The 6,044-nt window shown below is 73.6% G+C and carries 6 protein-coding genes; 3 read left to right on the top strand and 3 right to left on the bottom strand.

What is annotated here, in order from left to right; genetic code table 11:
- Nucleotides 1-962 (top strand): SbcC/MukB-like Walker B domain-containing protein (locus AB0O00_RS07630; protein ID WP_363649187.1); only part of this gene is annotated, 962 nt, incomplete at its 5' end.
- A 17-nt stretch (nucleotides 963-979) separates the two neighbouring features.
- Here the strand turns inward: AB0O00_RS07630 and AB0O00_RS07625 are convergent.
- Entirely contained in the window at nucleotides 980-1,198 is a 219-nt protein-coding gene (locus tag AB0O00_RS07625; protein ID WP_363649186.1) for a hypothetical protein, read from the bottom strand.
- A 208-nt stretch (nucleotides 1,199-1,406) separates the two neighbouring features.
- Between AB0O00_RS07625 and AB0O00_RS07620 the strand changes: the two genes are divergently transcribed.
- Nucleotides 1,407-1,952, top strand: a complete 546-nt coding sequence (locus AB0O00_RS07620; RefSeq protein ID WP_363649185.1) for a DUF1990 domain-containing protein — start codon at nucleotides 1,407-1,409, stop codon at nucleotides 1,950-1,952.
- 7 nt (nucleotides 1,953-1,959) lie between these two features.
- Here the strand turns inward: AB0O00_RS07620 and AB0O00_RS07615 are convergent, their stop codons facing one another.
- Both AB0O00_RS07615 and AB0O00_RS07610 read right to left on the bottom strand, forming a co-directional pair.
- Nucleotides 1,960-2,409, bottom strand: a complete 450-nt coding sequence (locus AB0O00_RS07615; RefSeq protein WP_363649184.1) for a YjbQ family protein — start codon at nucleotides 2,407-2,409, stop codon at nucleotides 1,960-1,962.
- 286 nt (nucleotides 2,410-2,695) lie between these two features.
- On the bottom strand, nucleotides 2,696-2,962 hold the full coding sequence (locus AB0O00_RS07610) for a hypothetical protein (RefSeq protein ID WP_363649183.1): 267 nt from the start codon (nucleotides 2,960-2,962) through the stop codon (nucleotides 2,696-2,698).
- 842 nt (nucleotides 2,963-3,804) lie between these two features.
- On the opposite strand from AB0O00_RS07610, the gene AB0O00_RS07605 reads away from it, so the two are divergent.
- Nucleotides 3,805-6,003, top strand: coding sequence for a bifunctional glycosyltransferase family 2 protein/CDP-glycerol:glycerophosphate glycerophosphotransferase (locus AB0O00_RS07605; protein WP_363649182.1), 2,199 nt, complete (start codon nucleotides 3,805-3,807; stop codon nucleotides 6,001-6,003).
- Nucleotides 6,004-6,044 lie beyond the last annotated feature (41 nt).

The following is a 6,044-nucleotide window of genomic DNA, read 5'->3' as shown; positions in this document are numbered from 1 at the left end:
TCACGGCCGTCCGCGCCCGCGTGGAGGCGGCGGCCCGGCTCGCCGACGCCGAGGACGAACTCGCCAAGGCCGCCGCCGCGGCCGGAGTCGCGAGCGCCGACGCCGCGCTCGCCGTCCTGCTCCCCCGCGAACAGCGCGAGCAGCTGGAGGCCCGGCTGGACCGGCACCGCGCCGAACTCGCCGCCGTCGAGCGCGAACTCGCGCTGCCCGAGCTCACCGCGGCCGCAGACCGCCCCACCGCCGACCTGCCCGCCACCCAGGCCGCGCTCGACGCTGCCACCAAGCGGCTGCGCGAGGCCCACGCCGCGCAGGCCGCGGCCGGCGAGCGCCGCGCGGCGCTGGCCTCCATCGGTGCTCAACTCGGCGCCCTGGCGGGGGAGCTGGCGCCCGCGCTGGTCCGCTACGAACGGATCAACCGGCTCGCCGCACTCGCCGCCGGCACGTCCACCGAGAACCGGCTGCGGATGCGCCTGGAGTCGTACGTCCTGGCGGCCCGGCTGGAGCAGGTCGCGGCGGCGGCGAGCGACCGGCTGGTCCGGATGTCCGGGGGCCGCTACACCCTCGTCCACAGCGACGACCGGGGCACCGGCAACAAGCGCTCGGGGCTCGCCCTGCGCGTCGTCGACGCCTGGACCGGCACCGAGCGCGACACCGCGACCCTCTCCGGCGGCGAGAGCTTCTTCGCCTCGCTCGCCCTCGCCCTCGGCCTCGCCGACGTCGTCACCGACGAGGCGGGCGGCATGCCACTGGACACACTCTTCATCGACGAGGGCTTCGGCACGCTGGACGAGCAGACGCTGGAGGAGGTCATGGACGTGCTCGACGGGCTGCGCGAACGCGACCGGGCCGTCGGCATCGTCAGCCACGTCGCCGACCTGCGCACCCGCATCCCGGCGCAGCTCCTCGTCCACAAGGGGCGGCACGGATCGACCCTCGCCCTGGCCGGGCGGGAGGACGCCTGAGGCTCCTGGGGGCGGCGTCAGCCGGAGCAGGCGATCCGCTGGGCCTGCTGCCAGGCGCAGACCGGGCAGAGCGTGGTGCCCGGGTGGTCGGCCGGCAGCTCGGTCGGCTCGCCGCACAGGACGCAGTCGGCGCGCGGACCGGTCAGCGCCGGGTCGTGCACCAGGGCCGCCTCGGCACCCTCGGCCGGGGCCAGCGCACAGACGGCCGCTTCCTCGTTCGTCTCCGTATCGCTCATGCCGCCTTCCTACTCCTCGGGCCCCGCACGCGGCAAGGCGGCGAGGGGTGACCAGCGGGGGAGCGCCGACGAGTAACAGATGACAGCGAACAGATGACAGATGTTGAAATCTGTTATCTGTTCGCTGTCATCTGTTCGCCGCCCCCGGGCCACCCGAGCCCCCTCCCCCGCCGCCATCCACTCCGCCCACCCCCGCTACGGTGAGCCCATGGGCCGAGATCTCCGCCGGCGCCTCGCCGCCGCCCGCGCCGCCGCACCGACGTATCCCGAGGTCGGAGCCACCCGGGGCGGGCCGCTCCCCGACGGTTACGCGCACCTGCGACGCCGTGTGCACCTCGGCCGCGGGCCCGAGGTGCTGGAGCGGGCCGGCCGGTACGTCCTCGGCTGGGGCAGCCAGCTGGGCACCGGCTTCGCCGTCCACCCGAACGCGCCCGCCGAGGAGGGCGCCACGGTCCTGCTGCGGCTCACCCTGCCGGGCAGCCGGTGGCCGCGCCTCGTGATCCCCTGCCGCGTCGTGTGGACAGTGGACGAGCCGGACCGGATCGGCTTCGCCTACGGCACGCTCCCCGGCCACCCCGAGTGCGGCGAGGAGTCGTTCCTGGTGTCGATGGACGCCGACGGCGAGGTGTGGTTCGAGGTGGCCGCCTTCTCCCGGCTCGCCGCCTGGTACGCCCGCCTGGGCCGTCCGGTCGCGGCGCTCTGCCAGTACCTCGCCATCGAGCGCTACCTCGCCGCCGTCGCGTCCCACTCCTGACGCCCGCTCAGCCGCCCAGGAAGGACAGCCGCACCGTCCGGCGCGGGTTGTCCCCGTTCGTGTCGACCAGGACGACGGACTGCCAGACGCCGAGCGCCAGTTGACCGCCGATCACCGGCAGGGTCGCGTGCGGGGCGACCAGTCCGGGCACCACGTGGTCGCGCCCGTGCCCCGCGCTGCCGTGGCGGTGGCGCCAGCGGTCGTCGGCAGGGAGCAGGTCGCGCAGGGTGGCGAGGAGGTCGTCGTCGCTGCCGGAGCCGGTCTCCAGGACGGCAATGCCGGCGGTGGCGTGCGGGACGAAGACGTTGAGCAGGCCGTCGCGGCCAGTGGCCCGCTCGGTGAGGAATGCGGCGCAGCGGTCGGTGATGTCGAGCGCGACCTCGCGGCTGCCGGTGGTGATCTCGAAGGTGGTGGTCTGGAAGGGACCGGTGGGGTGGGAGTGGGTGTTGTCCGCCATGGTCGCCATCCTGCCGGAAGGCGCCGACCGGCTCGCGCAAGCGCCACTCGGTCGACTCGGGAAAGCACTACTCGGGCAAGCACTACTCGGTAAAGCACTGCTTGGGCAAGCAGTACTCGGGCAAGCGCCACTCGGTCACGCCGCGCAAGCCCCGATCGGGCAACGAGTACGCACCCCCGCCGGCCCCCGCACGCCCCCGGGTACGCCGAAGACCCGACGGTCCTCGTGGTCCGCCGGGCCGGGTGCCGGGGCGCGCGGGGCGGTCCGGAGGCCGAGGCCTCGGGTCCTAGCCGCGACCGCCGAACAGGCTCCGCCGCAGCCGACGCAGGGGCGCCAGCAGCGACACCCGTACGTGGCGGCGTGGCGAGGCCGGGGCGATGGCGCCGCGCGGCGTCAGCTCCCTTATCAGCCCGAGCGCCTCGGCGGTGTCCACCGCCGGGACGGCGGGCGCGCCGAGCACGGCCAGGTGCCGGTCGATCCGGCGGCCGGTCGCGCCGACACCGCACTGGATCGCCGGCACGCGGGGCCGAGTCCGCACTTGCATGTGTTCCATCAGTTTTCCCACCCCTACGAGGCGCCAGGGCCGTGAGGCGAAGACTATCCGTGACGGACGGCCTTCGCGCAACCGTCCTTGGTGTGGTGCCACCGTATCGTGCGGCGTCAACTGACGATGCACCAGGGGCCACCCGTAGCGGTCACGACTAAGCATCAATGATGGGTGCACGACCGGCCGTCCGTCAGCGGTTTTCGGAGGTACGGACCCGGCGCCCGATCATGAGGTACGCGCCCGGCGCACGGGATCATCGGAGGTGCCCGGTCGCGCGCGACGGCATATAGGGGTCGCATCGGGAGACCAGGGACCGGACGGGGGTCGGACAGGGGCCGGCCGGGGGTCGGACAGGGGCCGGACAGGAGTCGGCCTGGACGGCGGACCACGGGCACCATGGATACCACCCCGCCGGAGCGATCGCCGAACTGGATCATTCATGAAGTGAACACATTCGAGGGATTGACTCCGGCGTAACCTCCAAGCAATATCTCCTTCTATGCGCAGGGCTCGCACGTTGCCCACTCGCGTGTTCGAATGATGAAGGACTCCGGCTCCCCCGAGCCACTGCCCGGCCGCCTCGACGCTGCGGTGGCCAGGCTCGGACGGGTGCCCGGACCGGCGGCCGGCCGTAGAGGGTCGGCCGGGCCGCCACCAGGCTGCCGGTGCCGCCCCCATCAGGGCCCGGCACCGGCGGCTCCGGGGCCGCTCCGCAGGCCCGCCCAGGCCCGTCACGGCCCGCCACGGCCCCACCGCAGAGCCGTCCGGCAGCACTCCCGCCACCCCCTCGCCCCCGACCGAAGCCCAGCTCAGAGGTCTCGTCCGGGCGGTCGGTAGACTCGGCCAGCGTGTCACTCCTCCTCAGCATCGTGCTCCCGGTCCACGGCGTGGAGCGGTTCCTCCCGCGCTGCCTCGACTCGATCCTCGGCGACACCCCCGCCGCGGAGTCGCGCTTCGAGGTGATCGCGGTCGACGACCTCTCCCCCGACGGCTGCGGCGCGATCCTGGACGAGTACGCCGCCCGCGACCCGCGCCTGCGGGTCCTGCACCTCACCGAGAACCAGGGCCTCGGCGGCGCCCGGGCCGCCGCCCTGCCGCACGCGCGCGGCGAGTACGTCTGGTTCGTCGACAGCGACGACTGGCTGCCCGCGCGCACCGTCAGCGTGGTCCTGGACGAGCTGCGCCACGAGGGCCGCCAGCCCGTCCCCGCCGACGTGCTGATCACCGACTTCACCCACGTCTACCCGGACGGCGCGACCGAGCCCAACCCGTGGCGCCACGTCCTGCTCGGCTCCCCGCTCGTCGAGGGCTGCACGCTCGCCGAGCACCCGGCGCTGTTCCAGACCGTGATGTCGGTGTGGAACAAGGTGTTCCGCCGCGCGTACCTGGAGGACCTCGGCGTCTCCTTCGGGCGCGGCTACTACGAGGACATCTCGGTCACCTACCCCGCGCTGCTCGCCGCCGAGCGGCTGCGCTACGTCGACCGCCCCTGCTACGTCTACCGCCGCAACCGCGACGGCGCGATCACCGCGACCGCCTCCCCCAAGCACGCCGACGTGTTCGCCCAGTACGACGCGATCTTCGCGTTCCTGGACCGCCCGGACCGCCCCGGCCGGCCCGTCCCGGCGTCGCTGCGCACGCTGGTCTTCGACCGGACCGTCCGTCAGGCGCTCAACGTCTACGACACCCCGGGGCTCGTGCCGGTCGAACGGCGCAAGGACTTCTTCCACAGCGTCTCCCGGCACTTCGCCCAACACCGGCCGGACGGCTACCAGTTCCCCGGCGGCGTGCGCGGCGTGCAGTACCGGCTCGCGGCGCGCGGCGCCCGGATCGCGTACGCGGAGCTGCGCCGCACCGGGCGGCTGCCGCGCGAACTGCGGCGCGGCGCACGGGCGGTGGCCCCGGCGGTGCGCAAGGGGGTGCGCAGCGGCGCCCGGTTCACCGCGTACAACGCGTTCCGCCGGCTGCCGCTGGACGAGAACCTCGCGGTCTACGCGGCGTACTGGCACCGGGGTTACGCGTGCAGCCCGGCGGCGATCTACGAGAAGGCGAAGGAACTCGTCCCGGGGATCCGGGGCGTGTGGGTGGTGGAGAACCGCACGCAGGCCGCGACAATGCCCGCCGGTGTGCCGTACGTGATCGTCAACACCCCCGCATACCTCAAGGTGATGGCGACCGCCAAGTACTTCGTCAACAACGTCAACTTCCCGCACACGATGGCGAAGCGGCCGGGCACGGTGCACGTCCAGACCCAGCACGGCACCCCGCTCAAGGCGATGGGCATGGACCTGCAGGGCCGTCCCGAGGCCGCCGAGGGCATGGACTTCGACCGGCTCCAGGAGGCCGTCGACCGCTGGGACTTCCTCGTCTCCTCCAACCCGCACACCAGCGAGCACTTCGCCCGCGCCTTCCCCGGCCGCTACGAGATGCTCGACACCGGCTACCCGCGCAACGACCGCCTCGCCAACGCCACCCCGGGCGAGGTGCGCGCGATGCGCGAGCGGATCGGGCTGCGTCCTGGCCGGACGGCGGTGCTGTACGCGCCGACGCACCGCGAGGGCCAGGGCGGCTACGTGCCGCTGCTGGACGTGAAGGACCTGGCCCGGCGGCTCGGCCCCTCGTACACGCTGCTGGTGCGCACGCACTACTTCCACACCGGCGGACCCGGGGACCTGGAGGCGGGCGAGGACGCGGCGGAGATCGTGGACGTCTCGGCGCACCCGTCCGTCGAGGACCTCTATCTCGCCTCTGACGTGCTGGTGACGGACTACTCGTCGATGATGTTCGACTACGCGGTGCTGGACCGGCCGATCGTCGTCTTCGCGCCGGACTGGGACGAGTACCGGCGGGTGCGCGGGGTGTACTTCGATCTGTTCGCGGAGCCGCCGGGCGCGGTCACGGTGGACCCGGACGGGCTGGCGCGGGCGCTGCTCGCGGGCGACGCGGACCCGGCGGCGCGGGCACGGTTCCGGGCGAAGTTCTGCCCGTGGGACGACGGCGGGGCGGCGGAGCGGGTGGTGCGCCGGGTGTTCCCGGTCGCGGGGTGACGGCGGACAACTGACCGCTGACAGATAACAGCTGACAGATA

Source organism: Kitasatospora sp. NPDC093558 (assembly GCF_040683475.1).
Lineage (GTDB): Bacteria > Actinomycetota > Actinomycetes > Streptomycetales > Streptomycetaceae > Kitasatospora.
The sequence above is the reverse complement of the archived record's forward strand: the minus strand, read 5'-3'. Positions and strand labels throughout refer to the sequence as shown.

Bases quoted from the DNA above. Each gene is read 5' to 3' on its own strand.
- AB0O00_RS07625 (WP_363649186.1), bottom strand. From the start codon at position 1,198: ATGAGCGATACGGAGACGAACGAGGAAGCGGCCGTCTGTGCGCTGGCC.
- AB0O00_RS07620 (WP_363649185.1), top strand. From the start codon at position 1,407: ATGGGCCGAGATCTCCGCCGGCGCCTCGCCGCCGCCCGCGCCGCCGCA.
- AB0O00_RS07615 (WP_363649184.1), bottom strand. From the start codon at position 2,409: ATGGCGGACAACACCCACTCCCACCCCACCGGTCCCTTCCAGACCACC.
- AB0O00_RS07610 (WP_363649183.1), bottom strand. From the start codon at position 2,962: ATGGAACACATGCAAGTGCGGACTCGGCCCCGCGTGCCGGCGATCCAG.